Source organism: Microbacterium sp. SORGH_AS_1204 (assembly GCF_030818935.1).
GTDB lineage: Bacteria > Actinomycetota > Actinomycetes > Actinomycetales > Microbacteriaceae > Microbacterium.
This window is the reverse complement of sequence record NZ_JAUTBD010000001.1, coordinates 1-18,512: the sequence shown is the minus strand read 5'-3', so window position 1 is coordinate 18,512 and position 18,512 is coordinate 1. Positions and strand designations below refer to the sequence as shown.

Sequence of the window (18,512 nt, the reverse complement as noted above, 5' to 3'; positions counted from 1 at the left end):
CGACGTCGTCAGCCCTGTGCGTGTCCGTCAGCTGTGCCGACGGGCGGGGTTCTCGTTCCATTTTAGCTCGGCGATGTTCCCGCTAACTATGCACTCGCCCAGAGTCTGTCTCCCCACGTGGCCGCGCCCGCCCGCCCCAGACGAGGCGGACGGGCGCGGGACGCGGGTTCACTCGGGGCGGTGCGACGGCGCGGCTCGGGGAGGACGGCGCGAAGACCATCGCGCCCGCCCTCCCCGTTCACCGCCTAGCCGCAGGTTCGCGCCGCGTAGGCGGGGGACGCCTGCGTCGACACGGACGCGCCGTCGACCACACCCGTGGCCGAGACGCGAACCGATCCGGCGCCAATCGAGGCGGAACGGGTGGCGACGGCGACCGACGTCGTGGCACCGGCGGCGACGGAACCCACCGCCCTCTTGCCCCAGGCCGTGTCGAGCGTGACATCGACGCCGACCGAGCTGGTGTTCTTCACGGTCGTCACGAGCGTCACCTTCCCCGCGATGCAGCGCGTCGCCGCGGTGGCCGCGACGCTCAGCGGGGCGGTCACCGTGACCGTCGTCGTGACGGTGCGCAGGGAGGGCAGCACCTCTTCGTCGCGGGTCATGTCGAAGATCGGTCGGTCGCCCGCCGCGTAGTGGATGCGGGTGATGCGTGTGTCGCGTCCGTTGCCGCCGACGCCGTCGCCCCACGTGTGGTAGACGTACAGGTCGTTGCCGTCCTCGTCGGTCGTGACCGCTCCGTGGCCCGGACCCTGCTCGTAGGTGCGGTAGTCCCACACGCCCGCCGGCATCGCCTCGCTCTTGAGCAGGGGCATGTCGTACTTGTGCCAGCTGTCGATGTCGGTCAGGTCGCTGGACTCGTCCGCCCAGGCGCCGCCCACGATGTACTTCGGGCTGACCCCGTCGCTCGAGTAGACCAGGGTGATACGGCCGTTGCGCTGGATGGCGAAGGCCCCCTCGGCCAGGCGTTCCTCGAACGACATGCTCGGCACGATGATCGGCACGGGGGTGCCGATGACGCGGGTCGGGTCGGCCGGGTCGACCTTCGCGATCCAGGTCGCCGGGTCGCTGAGCGGCGCCCCCTCGGGGGTGTACCGCTGCGACCACGCGTAGTACGCGGTGCCACCCGACTCGAAGTACGTCATGTCGAGGCTGATGTTGCGCCCGAACTCCGCGCGGCCCAGCGCCGAGCCGTCGGACTTCAGGATGGCAGCCGGCTTCGACCAGTCGGCGGGGTTGCCGGGGTCGCCGCCGTCGCGCAGCTGCATGATGTGCGCCTGCACCGTGTACCACTGCCCACCCTCGTTCGACTGCGAGTTGGACGGGTTGAAGCACGGCGCGAAGAGGATCGACAGCTTGCCGCCGATCTCGTGGATCTCCGGGGCCCAGTAGCATCCGGCGATCACACGACCGTCGGTGGTGCGGTCGCCGCGCGTGTAGCGGTTGAGCAGATCGACCTCACGGTCGCGTCCGCCGTTGTCGTCGGCCAGCTGATCGATCGTGTCGGCGACGCGGATCGGCAGGTGGGCAGACGCGATGTTGTTGTTGTTGGTGTCATCGGTCGCGATGAACAGGTAGCGCGTCTTGCCGTCGCGCTCGTACCGGTAGATCGTCGGGTCGGCCCGGTTGTAGGCGAAGGGCTCCGCGTACTGACGCTGGCGCACGGTCCCGGACAGGGTGTAGGTGCCGGGGCCGGCCGTGGCGAGACGGTCGAGTTGCTCCTTGTTCCAGTCGATGCCGAGCTGTCCCGTCGAGCCGTCGGAGTACGCCAGCTTCGCCTTCGTCTTCGCGAGCGCGGCCGTGCCCCCCGGCGCGATGGTCTGCGGGTCGACGGTCACTCCCGTGTTGACGACACGACCGAGCCGGTCGGTCAGCGACTTCGCCGTCGCGGCGGACACGGCCAGCGTGCCGGCGGGCCGGGCGTCGGCGACACGGCCGGCGAAACCGGAGAGGTCGGGGGATGCCACGGTCAGGGCATTGCCGGAGCGCACCTCGCCCCGGTTGCCCTCGGTGACGACCCAGGAGCGCTTGCCCCCGTCTTCCGGCCAGAACGGCGCGGTGCGCATCTCGGTGCGGGCGAGGTCGGTGACGGTGGTCGACTTCGCCGCGCCCGTGGCATCCGTCCACGAGACGAGGTAACGCTTCTCGGCGGAGTCGTAGACCGCGCGAGGGGCGACGACGCCGCCGGTGGTTCCCAGATCGATCAGGCCGAGCTCGTCGAAGTCGGTGGCGGAGGCGTCGCGCGCCTTGAACACGAGAGCGCTCGAAGATTCGGTGCCGTCGGCTCCTCCCCCCTGCAGCACGCGCGTCGCGATGACGCCGATGGTTCCGTCGGCGAACGTGAACAGCGACGGATTCGAGATGCCGCGGTGGTCGATGCGGTCGACCGCGAAGAACTCGCCCTCGGCGAAGACCACGCCGCCGTTCTTGTACAACGGCGCCGCGTCGTCGACCGACGTGCCCAGCGCCAGGTGCAGGCTGTGCGCCACCGAGTCATGGTTGGCGTCGTGCTCGCCCGTGGCGTTGCGGGTGTACGAGACCAGCTGGCGGCCGGTCGATGCGCTGAGCACCGTCACCGTGAAGGTCTTCTCGACGGTGCTCGCCCCCACGCTCACGCGCGCCGTGACCTGGCGCACCTGATCGGAGGCCGTGGTGTTCGTGAGCACGGGCGACGCGAGGTCCGCCCCGTCGGCGCTCCACTGGATGCTGTAGCCGCTCGCCTCGGGCAGGCTCGTGCCCGACGCGACGACGGGCGGCACCACGAGGGCTGCGCGCAGGCGCTCGGCGGCGTCGGTGTCGCTGTCGGCGCGCACGGTGAGGGTTGCGGTCGCACCGGTGGCCGTGGCACCCGCGAAGGCGGCCGTGGGCGTCAGGGTGACCGTGGCGTCGGGAGAGCCGGCCGCGGGACGCGTCACCTTGCCGGTGGCGTCGATCACGGCCGGGTTGCTGCTGGCCCAGGTGAGCGTCGATCCGCCCGCGCCCCTGGTGGGCAGGGCGATGTCGGAGGTGACGGTGCCCGAGACCGGCGGGCGCGCGGCGTCGGCGTCGGCGCGCGCGATGGCGGCCGCGGCGGGCGCGGCGTCTTCCTTCACCTGCGCGGCGGTCAGCGCCTGGTCGTAGACGTGCACGTCATCGAGCGCGCCGATGAAGAACGGGTCGGGACCGTAGAACGACTTGCCGAGCAGACCCGAGAACGTCGAGGTGCCCACGGTCGCGGCCCCGGTCGCACCCGTCGGAGTGGTCTGGGCCAGTTCGCCGTCGACATAGGTCGAGACGCTCACCCCGCTGCGCAGAACGACGGCGACGTGCGTCCACCGCCCGACGGCGGCCGGAGCGTCGTCGACGGCGCGCTGCTCGCTGCCGGCTTTGACGGCGCCGAACAGCCGGCCGCCGCACTCGGGGGTGCTGAAGAGATAGCGGTCGGACGACTGGCCCAGCGTGTACGCCCAGGCGCAGCTCTGGTTGCCCTCCCAGCGCATCCACGCCGACATCGTCACGTCGGTGGTGGCGGCCGTGGTCAGACCCGGCGCGATCTCGACGAACGCCGCCGTGGAGCCCGCCGATCCGCCCGGAAGGCGCAGTGCCTTGTCGCTGGAACCTCGCGGGCCGGCCACCACGGTCGCTCCGGCTCCGCGCACGGTTCCGGCGTGCGTGCCGGCGTTGTCGGCGATCACGCCTCCCGCGGCGACGCCGGAGCCGATGCCCGCAGAGGTCGAGAAGTCGTACGACAGGATGGGGCTGGGGATCGCGGCGGCGGCGGGGGCGGCGCCCATCGTGAGCGCTCCCGCCGTCAGGCTCGCGGCCACCAGGATCGCAAGAGGGGCTTTCGGTTTCACCATGGACTTCTTTCTCGGCGGTGAGGGATCGTCAGGGAGGGGTGGTCGGTGACTGGTCATCGGTGACCGATCATCGGTGAGGGATTCTCGGTGCCCCGGGGCCGCCCACCGCGCGGGCGGGGGCGACCCCGGTGGCCTCGTCGGGTCAGCGGCAGGTCGTCGCGGTGTAGGGGGCGGTCACCGTGGTGGTCGCCGAACCGGCCTTCGCCGTGACGGTGACCTCGCCCGCGGCGAGGGCGGTGGTCCGCGCGGTGAAGGTCGCGCTCGCGGTCTTGCCCGCCGCCAGCGAGGCGATCGACTTCGAGCCGTGCGGGGAGGCGATCGTGAGCGCGACGGCCTCGGTGCCGCCGTTCGCGACGCGCGCGGCGATGATGGGCTTGCCCGCGACGCAGCGCGTCTCGGCGGTGGCCGTGACGGTGAGCGCCGGGGCGGTCACGACGACGTCGGCGGTGACGGTGAGGACGGTGGAGCTGAACAGACGGCGGTCGCCGGCGTTCCAGGCCGTGGATCCGCCCGCGCCCACCCACTGGTTAAGGTTCGCGCCGATCGTGCGCACCGTGCCGGTGACCGGGTAGGTGCCCGGGCGGGTGGCATCCACGCCGTCGAGCTTCCACGTCACCGGCTGGGCGGCCGTGCCGCGGCCGTACGCCAGTGTCACCTGGGCCTCGCGGGGCAGCGCCGCCGTGATGGAGGCGGCGGTCGCGCCCTGCGTCACGGTGGCGTCGCCGAGGTCGGTCGCGACGACCGCCGCCGCATCCGCCTTGCGGATCCCGTCGTACTGGCCGAACGTCAGCGGGACGATCCCGCCGTGCTTGGTGCTGGGCGCCATCGAGAACGTGTCGGACACCAGCGGGGTGAACCCGGCGTCGAGGTTCGTCGTCTGCATGGGGCGGTACCCGATGGAGGGGATCACGTCGACGTAGAGGTACCACTCGTCTTCACCGTGGCGCTGGAAGCCCGCGGGGCCCTCGACGCCGCCGGCGTTGCCACCGGCGTAGTTCGCGCCGATGCGCTCCTGCACGGTCGTCCACGCCGTCGTCGGCTTCCACCAGTCCGCCGCTGTGGTCGACTCCATGTAGATGCCGCGACCGAACGCGTTGTCCTTCGTGACGCGGTAGGTCTTGCCGTCGTTCTGGATGACGGTGGTGTCGATGGCGTTGCCGCCGGTGTCGATCATGGTGCCGCCGTAGCGGTAGGTCTGCTGCGTGAAGTCGGTGGTCGCGCCCCACAGCACGCGCGAGTAGCTGGAACCCGTGTGCGCGGTGTTGTCGTACATCGTCGACGACCAGTAGAGGACGAACGCGCCGCTTCCGTCGGCGTTGTAGCCGGGGACCCACGTCGCTTCGGGTGCCCAGGCCATGCCGAGCTCGGCGACCTTGCTGCCGGCGGGCGACTGCGCGACGTCGAACTGTCGCAGGTCGCTCCAGGTGACCAGGTCTTTCGACTCCCAGACGTTGAGCTTGGTGCTGCCCTGCGTCTGCCAGTAGCACCAGTCGGTGCAGCTGCCCGTGCCGCGGTCGCCGCCGAACACGCGCAGGTCGGTGGCGATGATGTAGTACGTCTTCGTCTCGGGGTTGTAGGTCAGGTACGGGTCACGCACGCCGGTGGTGCCCAGCTGCGAGGCCAGGATGGGCTGCCCGCCGTTGAGCGGGTCCCACGCCTCGGGGTCGTCGCCGCGCGAGACGTCGAGGTAGATCTTCTCGGCGTAGCCGTTGGCATCTTCGACGAAGTGCACCATCGCGTAGCCGAAGGCATCGTCGGCGGCGCGGGCCGGCTCGATGGTGACGGGCACAGCCCGCGTCGCGGAGACACCGCGCACCGTGGCGGTCGCCGTCAGCGTGGTGCTCCGGGGCGCGGACCCGACGGCGGGCAGCGTCGTGGTGACCGTCTTGCCGTCACCGGCGACGGTGATGCCGGCGTCGGTCGAGCTCCACGACACGCGGCCGCCCGCGGTGGGCAGGGTCGTGGTGGTCTCATCGATCGTGACCGCCGCGAGCCCGTCGACCACGCCCTGAGCGGCACTGCGGTGCGCAGCGGCGTGGATCGAGGCGTCCGCGGTCGACACGCTCGCGACCTCGGTCGCCGACAGCGCCCGGTCGTACACGCGGAACGTCGACACCTCGCCCTTGTACATCGGGTCGGGGTAGGGCGCTCGGCCGATCGCGTTGAACGACTGATCCGTGATGTCGGCGGGTGTCAGCGTCGTGGGGGTGGATGCCACCTGCTCGCCGTCGACGTAGAAGGTGAGGCGTCCGCCGTCGATCACCGAGGTCAGGCTGTACCACCGGTCGGCCGACAGGGCCGACCCGGAGCGGGCGTTGACCTCGCCACCGCCGCCGTTCGTCGTGATGACGGTGCGCGGATTGTCGCGCACGGAGGCGAAGTAGGAGCGCGTCGGGGAGTCGCTGCCGATGTTCCAGAGGAAGTTCCAGTTGTTCTTCATCGAGGCGTCGAGCTTCGTCTCGATCGTGACCGTCGCCGAGCGGGCGCCCGCGAGCACGTCGTTGGGCAGGCGCACCCAGCTGGCGGTCGGGCTGGTCTTGTCGCCGCCGGTGAACACCAGCGACGATCCGGTCCACAGCGCATCGGTGCCGTTGACGACGCTGGCAGCACCCAGCGAGGTGGAGGCGCTGTTGGGGACGCTCGAGCCGGTGGTCTCGTCGAAGACGTACTCCGCCCGGAGGCCGGCTGTGGGAACGGCGGTCTCGGCGGCGGCGGAGGTCGCCGCGAGGGGCACGAGACCGCCGACGAGAAGGGCGGTGCCCGTGACTGCTCCCACAATGGTGCGCAGCCGGTGCCGCAGGGGCCGGGATGCCGGTGCGGTGCGGGCGGTGAAACGTTCGGTCATCTCCGAGCTCCTTTGCCTGGACGATCAAGCTCCGCAGAGCGTGACTCCGAGGATGTTACCGCTCACTATCGAGCGTGACAAGAACGCATCGCGCAGCCGGCCCGCGCGCTCGCGGTTGATCACGATCACGACACGACTCTTGGCACAGACCGATTCGCGCGGATAATGTGAGCGATAACACTGCGCCAATGGAGGCCGGTGACCCGATGGAGAGTGGTTCATGCGCCTGCCTTTCGCAGCCCCTTCGACGCGCCTCGCCCCCGCCGAGACGCCGTTCACGACCTCGCCCGACTCCGCGAAGACCCGCCGCCGAGCGGCGACCGCGTGGAGCGCCCTCACCGCGGCCGCGCTGTGCGCGAGTCTGCTGACCCCCGGCGCCGCCCACGCGGCCGGGGCCGACGACGCGCTCATCGCCGACTTCACGTTCGACAGCGGCACGACCAGCTTCACCGGCGCCGGCGCCACGGCCACGACGCAGGGCACGGCCGGGCTCGTGCCGGGCGTCAGCGGCAACGCGGCGCAGCTCGGCAGCGGCTTCTGGCTGAACGTGGCCAAGACCAACGGCTCGCCGCTGCTGGCCGGACTCGACGACGTCACCATCTCGTACGACAGCAAGCCCGACTCCACCGCCAACACCGGGTGGACGGTCTTCGCCGCGCGCAGCGCCGCGACGCAGGCCTACGCGCAGGAGCACTACCTCGGCTTCCTCGACCGCACCAGCGGCATCATCGTCGAGCGCTACGACAACGCCGGCAGCCGTGACAGCGCCGGCAACCTCGCCTCCACCGCCGCCAACGCGGCGTGGAAGCACGTCGACCTCGTCATCTCCGGCGCCACCGCGCGCCTGTTCGTCGACAAGAAGCTGGTCTCGACCAACACCACGGGCCCGGCGCTCTCGCAGATCCTCGGTGCCTCCGGGGGCGTGCTGCAGCTGGGCAAGGCCAACTGGGGCGGCGGCGAGTACTTCTCGGGCCTGCTCGACAACCTGCGTATCTACAACCGCGCGCTCACCCCCGCGGAGCTGGGACTCGCGACCGCGGCCAGCGATCTGGCCGCCGCCCTCGGCATCCCCTCCCGCATCACCGGCGATCTGCCCTCATCGGTCCTCGGCAACGCGGTGACCTGGTCGGCCACGGGCGCCGGGGCGGGACTCGTCTCCGCCGACGGAAAGGTCACGCGCCCGGCATCCGGTCCCGTCCAGGTCGAGTTGACCGCCACGATCGCCGGCGTCGCGCAGCCCGTCACCGCGTCGGCGCAGATCCTCGACGCCGGCGGCGACATCGCCACCTACGTCAAAACGGTCACCACCACCAACGGCGTCAAGGACGACCCCCTCGCCTACGACGACGACCGCCGCGCGGACGCCCTCTACGTCTCGGCCCGCCCGTCCGGCGCCACCGCGTGGGAGCCGCTGAACCGCTCCCAGGCCATCCTCTACGCGACGTGGAACGGCTCGCAGTCCGCCAACCCGAACGCGCAGGTCGGCTCCCCCACCCTGGTGCGCTTCGCCGACGGCAGCCTCGGTGCCGTCGCGGCGCAGAACAACGCCACCGACTCCGTCTACGTCTGGGACGCCCCCGACGGCGCGACCTTCCGCAACCAGCGCACGGTCAAGATCGCCTCCGACGGATCGGTCGTGAAGAACCCGCGCATCGAGTTCGACGCCGCGATCCAGAAGTACAAGGCGTACTGGACCGACGACCTCACCGGCGAGGGCCGCGTCGCCCAGCTCGACGGGCTCACCGGCACCAGCAGCCCGTCGGCCGCGACGAAGGCCGACGCCCGCACGCTGGGCGTGAGCGGCACGGGCCTGCCCGGCTTCGCCGCACAGACGCAGGCGAGCTCGTTCTCGCTGTCGAAGGCCGAGTTCGACGTGTTCTACAAGAACTACGTCGACCTCCGCAACACCGGGGTGCGCGCCATCGGCGACGTCACGGTCGACAACGGCGCGAAGGTGGATGCCACCACCCTCCCCGCCACCGTCACCCTCGACTACAACGACGGCTCCACCAAGAACCTCCCGGTGACATGGGATGCCGCCGACCTGGCATCCGTCGACTCGCGCACGCCCGGCACGTACGAGGTGACCGGTACGGTGCAGCAGACCGCCGAGCAGATGGTCAACGACGCACGGGCCGATCCGCACCTGTTCTTCAATGAGGACGACGGCTACTGGTACCTCACCGGCTCGCACTACTCGATCCCCTCGAACGCCCCCGACAGCCAGCTCATCGACGCCAACGCCTACCGCAAGATCGGACTCAAGCGCGCGAAGACCATCGCCGGCCTGAAGGACGCGCCCGAACAGATCGTCATCGATCCCGACGCCGGCACCCCAGGCAAGCAGGGCCAGTACCCGAACACGTTCTACGGCTGGGGCGGCTACATCTGGGCCCAGGAGTTCCACAAGATCAACGGCCAGTGGTGGATCGTCGCCGGCATGAACCGGGGCTACGCCCCCACCGGCGGCTGGTGCGACAACACCGTGCTCATCCCCTACATCGGGACCGAAGAGTCCCTGCGAGCCGGCGGACTCGTCGACCAGGCCAACTGGGGCGAGCCCACCATCCTCGACGGCGCCGCCTTCGACGTGTCGTACCTCGAGCGTCAGGAGAACGGCATCACCCAGGGCTACTGGGTCATGCCCAACGGCGGCCGACTGCTGGTCGGCAAGGCGAAGATGGGCGCGAAAGGCACGGTGCCGCTGATCGACGGCGGGCTGAATGAGATCTACGCGCTCAGCCAGCCGTGGGAGTACGGCAAGCAGGCCCCCACTCCCTCCGACACGAACGAGGGATCCGACCAGGGCATCGTCGAAGCGCCCTTCATGGTCGAGCAGGGCGACTACATCTACCTCACCTACTCCGGCGGCACGGTCGACAAGTACTACGACCTCGGCATGCTGCGTGCCCCGAAGAACGCCGACCTGAAGGACCGCGCGAGCTGGACGCAGGTGCCCTCCCCGGTGCTCACCACGACCGACACCGCCGACGGACGCATCGGCGGCGCGGGCCAGGCCGGTCCCGGCCACAACTCCTTCGCGACCGACCCGGCCGGCAACCTCGTGCTCGCCTACCACGCGCGTCCGTACCCCGAGCCGCACACCGGCAGCGCCGCGGGCGGTCTGTTCGACCCCGACCGCAACACCTGGTTCAAGGCCGTCAACGTCCGCGCCAACGGCATGCTCGACCTCTCGCTCACGGCGGCGCAGGAGGTCGCCCCGGCGCACCGCACCGTGACCGCGCGCATCGTCGTGGCGGCCGCCCCGACGGCCGCGCAGCTGGCCGTCACGACCCGCTGCGTCGCCGGCAAGGTGTCGCTGTTCGCGACGGTCACCAACACCGGGAGCGCACCGCTCACCGCGACCCTGTCGAGCGCCTTCGGCACCGTCGGCACCGGCAGCGTCGCGAGCGGCAAGTCGGTGACCAAGACCGTCGCCACCCGTGCGGCATCCGTCGACGCGGGCCGCGTCACGCTGACCGTGCAGGGCGCCTCCACCCCGGTGACCGCCGACTATCGCGCCACCTCGTGCAAGTGACCGAACGACTCATCTCGACGAAGAGGAGACACTGACGTGAACCGAAAGACCAGCGCGCCCGCCCGCGGCGCCTTCCGCAGACGCTGCGCGGGGGTGATCTCCAGCGCGCTCGGCTTCGCCCTCGTCGTCAGCGGCGTCGGGGTCTCGGCGGCGAGCGCCGCCGAGCCCGCGTCGCTCGTGGCCTCGTACGACTTCTCCGAGACCAGCGGCACCGTCGTGCGCGATGCGTCCGGCGCCGGCCGCGACGCCGCGGTCGTCGGCGGCGTCGCGTGGCGCGGCGGATCGATGGAGTTCACCGGCGCCAACCACGTGAAGCTGCCCGACGGCCTGCTCGCCGGGCAGAGCGCGGCGACCATCATCATCGAGACCAGCCCCACCGCCCTCTCGGGCGCGAAGTTCCTGTGGAACATCGGCGGGTCCGGCAACGCCGCGACGGGCCAGTTCTTCATCCAGCCCGTCGCGCCCCGCGTGGCGATCTCGAAAACGAACTGGGCGGGCGAGCAGACCGTCACCTCGTCGACGAGGCTCGCCGAGGGGCGCTGGCAGTCGGTGGCGGCCACCATCGAGAAGAACGCCGGCGCCGCCACCTCGACGCTCAGGCTCTACATCGACGGTGCCCTCGTCGCGCAGAAGACCGACTCGACCACCGCGTTGAGCGACCTCACGACGCACACGATGAACTACATCGGCCGCAGCGCCTACACCGACGACTCGCTCTACCAGGGCGGCGTCTCGTCGTTCCGCGTGTACAACCAGGCCCTGTCGGCCACCGACATCGCCGCGGCTTCGGCGACGGATGCCACCGCCACGGCGTCGGAGGTCGTGGCATCCATCGACCTGGCCGGCGCGAACGCGCAGAACCTGTCGGCCGTCGAGACCGACCTGTCGCTGCCCACGACGGGCGGCGTGAGCTGGACCTCGTCACCCTCGGGCATCGTCGCCGCGGACGGCAAGGTCACCCGACCCGCCACCCGCACCGACGTCACGCTCACCGCCACCGCCACCGTGCGCGGCAAGACCGCCACCCGCACCTTCACCGTCACCGTGCTGCCCCCGGCGAGCGCCGCCGAGCAGGCCGCGAAGGCCGCCGCCGCCCTCGTGCTGCCATCGGTGCTCGAGAACGGCTATGTGCTGCCGACGACCGCGCAGGGCCTGCCCGTGGCGTGGTCGCACGTGTCGGGCGCCGGCTCGGTCGCGAACGGCGCGATCGCCTCGGCCCCCGCCACCGGTCTCGCCGCCGCCACTCTCAAGGCCGTCGTCGGCTCGGGACCGGACGCCGCCACGACCGAGATCCCGGTGCGCATCGCCGAGGCCGGCGCCTCGCGCCTGGCCGCCTACACGACCTCGCGCAACACCCGCGGCGGCGACGACCCCGAGGTCACCCGAAGCGGTCACCTCGCGCTCAGCAGCGACGGCACCACGTACACGCCGCTCAACAGCGGCGCGGGCATCGTCTACGCGACCTCGACGGGAATGACCGAGCAGTCCAACGGCACGACCCGCTACCTCGGGTCGCCCTACCTGTTCCGTCTCGAAGGCGACCAGGGGTACGGCCTCATCGCCCGGCGCACGAACGCAGCCGGCGCGGCCGACGCCGCGGGGGCGCTCGTGTTCACCTCGCCCGACCTCGTCACCTGGACCGAGCGCGGCCTCCTGCCGCTGCCCGGTCAGGGCACGACCGGTGCCGTGTCGGCCGAATGGGACGCCCGCGTCAACGCCTACCGCGTGGTGTGGACGAGCGCGGCCGGCTCCGCCCTGACCGGAACCACCACCGCGTTCCAGAGCGTCACCGCGCAGGGCGCCGGACAGCAGCCCGGCGGACGCTCCGCGACCACCGGCGTCGCCTACGCCGAGAACGCGACGGCCATCCCGGTCACCGCGGCCGAGGCCCGCTCGGCATCCGATCTGCTCGGACGCGTGCACAACACCGGCGTGCGCGCCCCCGAGGCGGTCGGCCTCACCGCCGGCGACACGCTGACACTGCCCGAGAAGGTCACCGCCGACTACTCCGACGGCGGCACACACGACTTCGGCGTCACGTGGGACACCTCGGCGGTCGACACCAGCAAGCCCGGCACATATACGGCCACCGGAACGCTGCAGCGCACCGACACCAACTTCCCGCTCGTGGCCAACCGTGCCGACCCGCACGTGTTGCGCTACACGCTGCCGAACGGGCAGAAGACGTGGCTGTACATCGCCACCGACGACGCCGGTCAAGACGAGTTCTTCATCCGCCGGTCCGACACCATCGGCGGGATCTCGAGCGCGGCCGACAACCGCATCCTCGGCCCCGGCCTCTCGGGCAACAGCGTCAACGCGCAGCTGTGGGCACCCGAGCTGCACGTCATCGACGGCGACCTGTACATCATGTTCGCCGCCAACGCCGAGAGCGCCAACTGGTGGGCCGGCGTGCAGGCCTACACGATGCGTCTCAAGCCGGGCGGTGACCCGCTGACGCGCGCCGACTGGGAGGCCCCGCAGCGCGTCGTCGACCAGGCCGGACAGCCGCTCACCACCTACGGCCAGGGCATCACGCTCGACATGACCCACTTCGAAGACGGCGGCACCGACTACGTCATGTGGTCGGAGCGCGTGGTCGCGCCCTCGACGGGGCCGGCCGTGCTCAAGATCGCGAAGGTCACGACGAAGGCGTCCGGAAGCTGGCAGCTCGCCAGCGAGCGGTCGACGGTCGCGTTCCCCGACAAGGGCTGGTCGACCAACACCACCCCGGTGGTGGAGGGCCCCTTCGTCATCCAGCGCGACGGCAAGGTCATGATCACCTTCTCGGGGTCGGGCGTCGACTGGACGTACGGCGTGGGCCTGCTCACCGCCGCCTCCGGCGCGAACCTGCTCGACCCCGCGGCGTGGAACCTCCGCAACAGCACGATCTGGAGCTACGAAGGCGCCTTCGCGAACAACTGGGGTCCCGGCCACAACTCGTACACCTACGACGACGACGGCAACCTGCTCAACGTCTTCCACGCCAAGGCGACGCAGAACGGCAGCCGCGACTCCGGCATCCGCATGGTCTACTTCCGCCAGGACGACACGCCCATCCTCGACATGACGGATGCCGAGTGGCTCGCTGCGGCCAACCGTACGGTGACCGCGACGGTCACCGTCACCGCACCCGTGAAGCCGACCGTGCAGCTGACGGCGTCGAGCCGGTGCATCGCGGGCAAGGCGACGCTGGTCGCGACGGTGACGAACACGGGCACCGCCGCGCTGGACGCCAAGGTCTCGTCCCCCTTCGGCAGCACGGATGTCACCGGCCTGGCCGTGGGCAAGACGAAGTCGGTCACCTTCGCCACCCGCACGCCGACCCTGACGGCCGGGTCGGTGACGGCGACGGCCGCCGGCTCCGGCGGGGCCGTGACGGCCGACTACGCCGCGCGCAGCTGCGGCTAGCAGCGTCGGCGAAGAGGGGTGCGTCCGGTGCGGTCCGGGCGCACCCTTTTCGTTCTCGAGCCCTGTTCTGCGCTTCGCGGATGACGGGGGTCGTCGGGCCCGCCGATCCTTGTCGGCGCTGAATGTTCTCGGTAACATGAGCGCACTCCGACCGAACAACCGGTCACCAGCACACCGCGAAGACGCGTGCCCCGGCGCTCCAGACGTCGCCGTCCGGGATCGGGAACGCTCCATCGCGTGACCCGAGAGCAAGGACGCCCTATGCGCACGCGCACACGTTCGCCCCTGTGGAGAAAGGGCCTGGCCACCACGGCCGCGCTGGCCGTCTCCCTCACCGGATTGGGCGCGACCGCCACGGCCGCCCACGCGGCCGACGGGCCGCAGCCGCTCATCCACTACTCCTTCGACGACGGAACGACCACCGACTCCAGCGGCAACGGGTACACCGCCACCCTCCGCCAGAGCGGCGGCTCCGTCGCGGGCGGCGCCCTGTCGCTGCCCGGCGGTTCGGGCGGCACCGCGGCCTACCTCGAGATCCCCACCGCGGGCCTCGTCGGCAAGAAAGACCTCACCATCTCGACGTGGCTCTCGCCGCGCTCGGGCAACGGCAACGTCGCGGCGGCCTTCATCGGCGCCCCCGTCGCCTCGGGCGCGAGCTTCTCGTCGGGCTACTGGCTGCTCAACCCCGCCAACCCCAGCGGCTACGTCAAGTCGGTCGTCACCAACTCCGTCAACGCGGGCGCCCCCTGGGGCACCGAGGTCGGCCCCGGCGCGACGAACGCCGCGACGTCGGGCGCTCGCACCCCGGCCGGGCTGAGCCTGTACACGACGGTGATCAGCGGCACCACCGGCCAGCTGAGCGTCTACATCAACGGCACGCGCATCGCGCAGAACGCCATCGCGCGCGACGTCTCGTCGTTCGGGTCGTCGCTCGTGTCGTACCTCGGCCGCTCCACCTACAACGACCCGGGCTGGAACGGCCTGGTCGACGACTACGCCGTCTACGCCTCGGCCCTCAGCGAGAGCGACGTCAAGGCGCTCTACAGCGCGCAGGCGCTCGACCGCGCCGTCGCCGGCGTCACCGTGCCCACCTCGGCCCTCACCGACTTCACCGTTCCCACCACCAGCGCCGGTGCGACCGTCAGCTGGACCTCGAACAACGCCGCGATCGCCATCACGGGCGGCACCGCCACGGTGACGCGTCCGGCCGCCGGTGCGGGTGACGCCGCGGTGACCCTCACCGCGACCTTCACCGTCGGCTCCGAGACCCGCACGCAGACCTACCCCGTACTCGTCACGCAGCAGCTCTCCGACGCCGAGAAGGTGTCGCGCGACCTCGCCGCCGTGTCGATCGGCAACCTCGACAACATCCGCGGCAACTTCTCGGTGCCCACCACCGGCGCCGAGGGCTCGAGCATCGCCTGGTCGATCGCTCCGGCGGGCGCGGCCAACGCGGAGCTGCGCGCGGGCGTCCGCGACGACTCGCGCACCGTCGAGGTCAAGCGTCCGGCAGCGGGCTCCCCCGCCGTCGACATCGAGCTCACCGCCACCGCCACCAACGGCTCGGCGACCTCGAGCCGCACCTTCACCGCTCGCATCCAGCCCATGCCGGGAGGATCGCAGGAGACCGAGGCGTACTTCTGGACGTTCTTCACCGGCGAGGGCGACGGCGCCGAGCGCGTCAGCATCGCGGCCTCGAAGGGCAACGACGCACTGAGCTGGAACACCCTCAACCAGGGCAAGCCGATCTTTAGCTCCACCGTCGGCACCGAGGGTCTTCGCGACCCGTTCATCATCCGCGCCCCGCACGGCGACAAGTTCTACATGATCGCCACCGACCTCAAGGTCGCGGGACTCGCCGGCGGCTTCACCACAGCGCAGATCTCGGGCTCGAAGTACATCGAGGTCTGGGAGTCCGACGACCTCGTCAACTGGTCTGAGCAGCGACACGTCAAGGTGTCGTCGGACTTCGCCGGCAACACCTGGGCGCCCGAGGCGTACTGGGACGAGGAGCTCGACACCTTCGTGGTGTTCTGGGCGTCGAACCTCTACCCGACCACCAACGTGGCCGACCGCACGGGTGTCACCTACAACCGCATGATGTACGCCACCACCGACGACTTCGTCACCTTCTCCGACGCGAAGGTGTGGAGCGACGTGCGTCGCGGCAACGGCCTGGGCCTCATCGACTCGACCGTGGCGAAGAAGGACGGTGTCTACCACCGCTTCACCAAGGACGAGGCGAGCATGACGATCCGCCACGAGAAGTCCACCGACCTGCTCGCGACGATCTCGGGCACGCTGCCCGGCACCTCGGGACCGGCCGACCAGTGGACCCTCGTCGAGGAGCGCGTCGCCAGCGGCCTGCCCAACGGCGAGCCGGGTGGCACCTACTCCAGCGGTGAGGGCGCGAACATCTTCGCGGCCAATGAGGGCGACGTGAACGACCTCGACTGGTTCCTCTTCATCGACCAGCCCAACTACCACGGCGGACCCAACCACTACGTGCCGTTCGGGACCAACGACCTCGACAAGGCCGGCAGCTGGCAGGCGCTGGGCAGCAAGCTCCGTCAGGGTCTGCCGCAGAACGCCGACGGCGGCAAGCCGCGTCACGGCACCGTGATCCCCGTCACGCGCGCCGAGTACCAGAAGGTGCTCGAGGCGTACGCGCCGAACATCGCGGTGAAGACCGTGGATGCCATCGACGTCGCCACCGACGCCGGCACCGCGCCCGTGCTGCCCCAGGCCCGCCTGACCAAGGTCGACGGTTCGGTGCAGACGGTCGACGTGAAGTGGGATGCCGTGGATGCCGCGAAGTACAACACCCCGGGCACCTTCACGGTGTCGGGCACCGCGCAGGACGACTCGCGCATGCCGGTCGAGGCCACCGTCACCGTGCGCTCGCTCGTCAAGGTGACCTTCACGGCCGAGGCCCGCTGCATCGCGGGCAAGGTGCAGCTGGCGGTCAAGGCGACCAACACGGGTGACGCCTCGGCCTCGCTCGCGATGACCTCGGCCTACGGGTCGAAGAACGCGACCCTCGCCGCGGGCGCCACCACCTCCGCGGTCTTCGCCACCCGCTCCGCGTCGGTTCCGGCCGGCGAGGCGAAGGTGGCAGTGACCCAGGGTTCGGCGACGGGGACGGTCACGGCGGCCTACGCCGCCAGGTCCTGCGGCTGACCCCCGATCCGTCGCCTTCGAGTGACGGCCCAGGCCCCGGTGGAATCCCCCTCCACCGGGGCCTGTGTCATTTTGCGGCGTGTGTCGTGTGCCGGCGCGCGTGCCGGTGCCGTGCGTCGGCGCGCGTGTGCCGGTGTCGTGCGCTGTGCCGCGGCGCCCGGCGCCGACGGCTGTGTCCTTCGCCGGGGCCGCTGCGGGGGTCTTCCCCTCGGCTCGCGACCCGCGCCGAGCGCCCGCCCCGCGCCGCGGGCCTCAGCACGCCGCAGCCGCCCACGCCGCCGCGAAACGGCATCCACCCGACGAGACGGCAGCACCCTGCAACCCACATCGGCGAGAGGCGCTCTCACTGCGCCGCAGCCCCCCGCCGCTCCACCCGGAGGTCCTCCCGCAGTTTGGGGCGAGTTCCGCCGTTTGGGGCGAGAAAAATGCGCCCCGAACGGCGAATCCCGCCCCAAACGGCTGCCCGAGCCGCAGACCCCGCCCCAAAACGGCTGCCCGAGCCGCAGACCCCGCCCCGAACCACTGGCCGAGCCGCGAACCCCGCCCCCGGACGCAGATGTGCCCCAGACTCTGTGGCGGCCCACCGCCACCACGAGTCCGGGGCACGATCCGTGCGTCGGCTGCCGCCTCCGCACGGCACGCGTCCCGAGCGAACGGAACGCGCGAGTGCCGCATCGCCCCGGGGCAGTGCGGCGCCCGGGGCGACGGGTTCTTACAGGCCCTGGGCCAGGCGGTAGTAGGCCTGGTTCCAGCGCAGCTCGCTCTGGAAACCGCGGACCGTGGTGTCGTCGTCGATGACGACGAGCTCGGTCTTGGCGATCTCGGCGAAGTCGCGGAACACCTCGATGCCCACGGCCGTCGTCATGACGGTGTGGTGCGCGGCTCCCGCGGCGAGCCAGCAGGCGGCCGAGGTGGCGAAGTCGGGGGCGGGCTTCCACACCGCGCGGCCCACGGGCAGCTTCGGCAGGTCGGGCGCCTCGACGTTCTCGACGACGTTCGCGGTCAGGCGGAAACGATCGCGCATGTCGCTCATCGCGACGACGAGGGCGGGACCGGGGTCGGCGGTGAAGACCAGGCGCACCGGGTCGTCCTTGCCGCCGATGCCGAGCTCGTGGATCTCGAGGCGCGGCTTCTTCGTCGTGAGCGAGGGAGAGACCTCGAGCATGTGCGCGCCGAGGATGCGCTCCTGTCCGGGCACGAGGTCGTAGGTGTAGTCCTCCATGAGCGAGGCGCCGCCGGGCAGGCCCGAACCCATGACGTTCGCGACGCGCACGAGGACCGCCGTCTTCCAGTCGCCCTCGGCGCCGAAGCCGTAGCCCTCGGCCATGAGCCGCTGCACCGCGAGACCGGGCAGCTGCTTGAGGGCGCCGAGGTCTTCGAACGACGTGGTGAAGGCGCCGAAGCCGCCCTCCTCGAGGAACGAGCGCAGGCCCAGCTCGATCGCCGCGCCGTCGCGCAGCGACTGGTGACGCGCACCGCCGGGGAGCAGCTCATCGACGACGTCGTAGCTGTCGACGTACTCCTGCACGAGCGCATCGATGTCGGCATCCGATGCCGCTTCGACGGCCTCGACCAGTTCGTTGACGCCCCACGTGTTGACCTGCACGCCGAAACGCAGCTCGGCCTCGGTCTTGTCGCCCTCGGTGACCGCGACGAAGCGCATGTTGTCGCCGAAGCGGGCGAGCTTGAGGGTGCGGGCGGC

At 71.1% G+C, this 18,512-nt stretch carries 6 protein-coding genes; 3 read left to right on the top strand and 3 right to left on the bottom strand.

Annotation, left to right across the window (positions count from 1 at the left end; genetic code table 11):
- Nucleotides 1-245: 245 nt before the first annotated feature.
- The gene (locus tag QE410_RS00030; RefSeq protein WP_307326456.1) at nucleotides 246-3,836 is read right to left on the bottom strand and encodes a LamG-like jellyroll fold domain-containing protein; all 3,591 of its coding nucleotides are present in this window, start codon (nucleotides 3,834-3,836) and stop codon (nucleotides 246-248) included.
- A gap of 142 nt (nucleotides 3,837-3,978) precedes the next feature.
- The gene (locus QE410_RS00025; RefSeq protein ID WP_307326454.1) at nucleotides 3,979-6,681 is read right to left on the bottom strand and encodes a LamG-like jellyroll fold domain-containing protein; all 2,703 of its coding nucleotides are present in this window, start codon (nucleotides 6,679-6,681) and stop codon (nucleotides 3,979-3,981) included.
- A 220-nt stretch (nucleotides 6,682-6,901) separates the two neighbouring features.
- On the opposite strand from QE410_RS00025, the gene QE410_RS00020 reads away from it, so the two are divergent.
- The 3 genes from QE410_RS00020 to QE410_RS00010 all read left to right on the top strand — a co-directional run bounded on the left by QE410_RS00020 (nucleotide 6,902) and on the right by QE410_RS00010 (nucleotide 16,810).
- Entirely contained in the window at nucleotides 6,902-10,219 is a 3,318-nt protein-coding gene (locus QE410_RS00020; RefSeq protein ID WP_307326452.1) for a LamG-like jellyroll fold domain-containing protein, read from the top strand.
- A gap of 36 nt (nucleotides 10,220-10,255) precedes the next feature.
- Nucleotides 10,256-13,630: a family 43 glycosylhydrolase gene (locus QE410_RS00015; protein WP_307326450.1), complete on the top strand. Its 3,375-nt coding sequence runs from the start codon at nucleotides 10,256-10,258 to the stop codon at nucleotides 13,628-13,630.
- Between the two features lie 261 nt (nucleotides 13,631-13,891).
- Nucleotides 13,892-16,810 (top strand): immunoglobulin-like domain-containing protein, encoded by a 2,919-nt coding sequence (locus QE410_RS00010; RefSeq protein ID WP_307326448.1) that lies wholly within the window; start codon nucleotides 13,892-13,894, stop codon nucleotides 16,808-16,810.
- A gap of 712 nt (nucleotides 16,811-17,522) precedes the next feature.
- On the opposite strand, the gene QE410_RS00005 is transcribed toward QE410_RS00010, so the two are convergent.
- A partial coding sequence (locus QE410_RS00005) for an L-arabinose isomerase (RefSeq protein WP_307326446.1) occupies nucleotides 17,523-18,512 on the bottom strand: 990 nt, incomplete at its 5' end.